The following is a 4,024-nucleotide window of genomic DNA, read 5'->3' on the forward strand; positions in this document are numbered from 1 at the left end:
CGCCAACCTGAACTTCTTCCCGATGGGCGCCTGGGCCAAGCGCACCGGCACCATCTTCATCCGGCGACAGACCAAGGACATTCCGGTCTACCGGTTCGCGCTGCGCGCCTACGCCGCGCAGCTGGTGCAGAACCACGCCAACCTGACCTGGTCGATCGAAGGGGGCCGGACCAGGACCGGCAAGCTGCGGCCCCCGGTGTACGGCATCCTGCGCTACATCACCGACGCCGTCGACGAAATCGACGGTCCCGAAGTCTATTTGGTGCCGACGTCCATCGTGTACGACCAGCTGCACGAGGTGGAGGCCATGACCACCGAGGCCTACGGTGCCGCCAAACGACCGGAGGACTTCCGTTTCCTGGTCCGGCTGGCGCGGCAGCAGGGGGAGCGCCTGGGCCGCGCCTACCTGGACTTCGGCGAACCGCTGCCGCTGCGCAAGCGCCTCGAGGAACTGCGCGCCTCGGACACGTCGGCGCCCGGCACGGGCACCGAGATCGAACGCATCGCGCTGGACGTCGAACACCGGATCAACCGCGCCACGCCCGTCACCCCGACCGCGGTGGTCAGCCTCGCGCTGCTGGGCGCCGACCGCTCGCTGTCCATCAGCGAGGTGCTGGCCACCGTGCGGCCGCTGGCCAGCTACATCGCGGCGCGCAACTGGACGGTGGCCGGCGCCGCGGACCTGACGAACCGCTCGACCATCCGCTGGACGCTGCATCAGCTCGTCGCCTCGGGCGTGGTCAGCGTCTACGACTCCGGCACCGAACCGGTCTGGGGGATCGGGGCCGATCACCACCTGGTCGCGGCGTTCTACCGCAACACCGCGATCCACATTCTGGTCGATCGCGCGATCGCCGAGACGGCGTTGCTGGCGGCCATAGAGGACGCCGAAAATTCCGTCGATCGCCTGGTGTTGCCGACGACGGTGCGCGACGAGGCGCTGAGCCTGCGCGAGTTGCTGAAGTTCGAGTTCTTGTTCTCGGCGCGCGCGCAGTTCGAGAAGGACCTCGCCGACGAGGTGCGCCTGATCGGGCGGGTGCAAGACACCACCAGGGCCGTCCCGGCGGCTGATGTGCGCGGGCTGCTGGAAAAGGCCGACCTGCTGCTGGCGCACCTGGTGCTGCGCCCGTTCCTGGACGCCTACCACATCGTCGCCGACCGGCTGGCTGCGCTGGAGGACGAATCGTTCGACGAGGACGAGTTTCTCGCCGAGTGCCTCGAAGTGGGCAAGCAGTGGGAGCTGCAGCGCCGGATCGCCAGCGCCGAGTCGCGGTCGATGGAGTTGTTCAAGACCGCGCTGCGACTGGCGCGGCACCGCGAGCTGGTGGACGCGTTCGAGCGTCCGGACGTCGCCCAGCGGCGGCGCGACTTCGCCGACGAGATCGCCAGGGCCATCAGGCGCGTCAACACCATCGCGGAGCTCGCCCGGCGGGTCGTGCTGTCCAGCTGCGACCCTTCCGCTGCCCGCCGCGGCACGCCTTAAGGTGGGGAGCATGCCGCTGACAGGTGAATACGCGCCCAGCCCGTGGGATTGGTCTCGCGAACAGGCCGACAAGTACGCCGAATCCGGAGGAACCGAGGCCGCGGACATGAAGGGGAAACCCATCATCCTGCTGACCACCGTCGGGGCCAAGACCGGGAAGCTCCGCAAGACCCCGCTCATGCGCGTCGAGCACGACGGCGAGTACGCGATCGTCGCGTCGCTCGGCGGCGCCCCGAAGCACCCGGTCTGGTATCACAACGTCAAGAAGAACCCGCGCGTCGAGCTGCAGGACGGCGGCGTCACCCGCGATTACGACGCCCGCGAGGTGTTCGGCGACGAGAAGGCCACCTGGTGGGAGCGCGCCGTCGAGGCCTTTCCCGACTACGCCGACTACCAGAAGAAGACCGACCGGCAGATCCCGGTGTTCGTCCTGACCCCGGTCAGCTGATTTTCCCAGCCGGCTGGCATGGGACCATTGATCGGTGTCCGCTGAACTGAGCCAGAGTCCGAGCCGGTCGCCGCTGTGCGCGGCTGACATCGACGCGGCGGCGCAGCGGATCGCCCCGGTGGTCGCGCCCACCCCGTTGCAGCCGAGCGATCGGCTGTCGGCGATCACCGGCGCGCAGGTCTACCTCAAGCGCGAAGACCTGCAGGTGGTGCGCTCCTACAAGCTGCGCGGCGCCTACAACCTGCTGGTGCAGCTGTCCGGGGAGGAGCTGGCCGCGGGCGTGGTGTGCTCGTCGGCGGGCAACCACGCGCAGGGCTTCGCTTACGCCTGCCGGGCGCTGGGGGTGCACGGCCGCGTCTACGTGCCGGCCAAGACGCCCAAACAGAAGCGCGACCGGATCCGTTATCACGGCGGGGAGTTCATCGAGCTGATCGTGGGCGGCTCGACCTACGACCTGGCCGCCGAGGCGGCGCTCGCCGACGTCGAACGCACCGGCGCCACGCTGGTTCCCCCGTACGACGACCTGCGCACCATCGCCGGCCAGGGCACCATCGCCGTCGAACTGCTCGAGCAACTCGACGCCGAGCCGGACCTGGTGGTGGTCCCGGTGGGCGGCGGCGGCTGCATCGCCGGCATCACCACCTACCTGGCCGAGCGGACCACGAACACCGCGGTGCTGGGCATCGAGCCGGCGGGCGCGGCGGCGATGATGGCCGCGCTGGCGGCCGGCGAGCCGGTCACGCTGGACTACGTCGACCAGTTCGTCGACGGCGCCGCCGTGCGGCGGGCGGGAACGCTGACCTACGCCGCGCTGGCCGCCGCCGGCGACATGGTGTCGATCACCACGGTCGACGAGGGGGCGGTGTGCACCGCCATGCTGGACCTGTATCAGAACGAGGGCATCATCGCCGAGCCGGCGGGCGCGCTGGCGGTCGCGGGCCTGCTGGAGGCGGACGTCGAACCCGGGTCGACCGTGGTGTGCCTGATCTCGGGCGGTAACAACGACGTGTCGCGCTACGGCGAGGTGCTGGAGCGCTCACTGGTGCACCTCGGGCTCAAGCACTACTTCCTGGTGGACTTCCCGCAGGAGCCGGGCGCGCTGCGCCGCTTCCTCGACGAGGTGCTCGGCCCGAACGACGACATCACGCTGTTCGAGTACGTCAAGCGCAACAACCGGGAGACCGGCGAGGCGCTGGTCGGCATCGAGCTGGGATCGGCGGCGGGTTTGGACGGGCTGCTGGCACGGATGCGGGCGACGGAGATCCACGTCGAGGCCCTCGAGCCCGGTTCGCCGGCCTACCGCTACCTGCTCTAGGCGTCGCGCCTTCGGCCGCGAGGGTGCGCGGTTGCACAGGTTTCGCGGCGTGTCGCCGTACCGACACCTTCGCGGCTACCGCAAGTAGGCGGGCAGCGGGGTAGCGGGATCGAGGTCGGCGGCGGGCACCGGCGTTCCGGCCGTCAGGCCCAGCGGCACCACGCCGGCCCAGTGCGGCAGCGCGGTGTCTTCCGGATCGTCGACGGGACTGCCGGTGCGCAGCTTGGCCGACACCTCGACGAGGTCGAGGGCCAACACGCCGGTGGCGGCGAGTTCGCGCGCGTTGGGCGTCCGGCAGTCGTCCGCACGCCCGGGCCGGATGTGGTCGAGCAGGCAGCGCAGCGCGCGCAACTTCTCCGCGGGATCATCGACCACGCGCGCGTCGCCCAGCACCACCACCGATCGGAAGTTCACCGAGTGATGCATCGCCGCGCGGGCCAGCACCAGCCCGTCGAGCAGGGTGGCGGTGGCGCAAACCGGCAGGCCCGACGGGGCCCTGGCCGCCGCCAGCATCGGCCCGCCGCCGGTCGAACCGTGCAGGTAGAGGGTCTCACCGAGGCGGGCGTGCGTCGTGGGCAAGACCACCGGCCCGCCGGCGCCGAGGTAGCCCAGGTGGCAGATCAGCGCCTCGTCCAGGATCTCGTGCACGGTCGCGCGCTCGTAGTCGGCGCGCTCCCGGTATCGGGTGGGCGTGGTCCGGGGCGTGGGACGGTATGCGGTTTCCAACGGATTGTTCTCGCTTTTGTCCTAGTACATAATAGTTCTCGTGCCAGTACAA

The 4,024-nt window shown here is 70.1% G+C and carries 4 protein-coding genes; 3 read left to right on the forward strand and 1 reads right to left on the reverse strand.

Annotation, left to right across the window (positions count from 1 at the left end; genetic code table 11):
- The 3 genes from VMD50_RS16265 to ilvA all read left to right on the forward strand — a co-directional run.
- Positions 1-1,483 (forward strand): lysophospholipid acyltransferase (locus tag VMD50_RS16265; protein ID WP_325428764.1); only part of this gene is annotated, 1,483 nt, incomplete at its 5' end.
- A gap of 10 nt (positions 1,484-1,493) precedes the next feature.
- Positions 1,494-1,931, forward strand: a complete 438-nt coding sequence (locus tag VMD50_RS16270; protein WP_325428765.1) for a nitroreductase family deazaflavin-dependent oxidoreductase — start codon at positions 1,494-1,496, stop codon at positions 1,929-1,931.
- Positions 1,932-1,965: 34 nt separating this feature from the next.
- Complete coding sequence (gene ilvA / locus VMD50_RS16275) at positions 1,966-3,246, forward strand: threonine ammonia-lyase (RefSeq protein ID WP_325428766.1); 1,281 nt, start codon at positions 1,966-1,968, stop codon at positions 3,244-3,246.
- Positions 3,247-3,321: 75 nt separating this feature from the next.
- Here ilvA and VMD50_RS16280 read toward each other — a convergent pair whose 3' ends face one another.
- Entirely contained in the window at positions 3,322-3,972 is a 651-nt protein-coding gene (locus tag VMD50_RS16280; RefSeq protein WP_325428767.1) for a pyridoxamine 5'-phosphate oxidase family protein, read from the reverse strand.
- Between the last annotated feature and the right edge of the window lie 52 nt (positions 3,973-4,024).

Origin of the sequence: Mycobacterium sp. (genome assembly GCF_035506235.1) — a bacterium.
GTDB lineage: Bacteria > Actinomycetota > Actinomycetes > Mycobacteriales > Mycobacteriaceae > Mycobacterium.

Excerpts from the sequence above, each read along its gene's own strand:
- VMD50_RS16270 (WP_325428765.1), top strand. The coding sequence starts at position 1,494 with ATGCCGCTGACAGGTGAATACGCGCCCAGCCCGTGGGATTGGTCTCGC.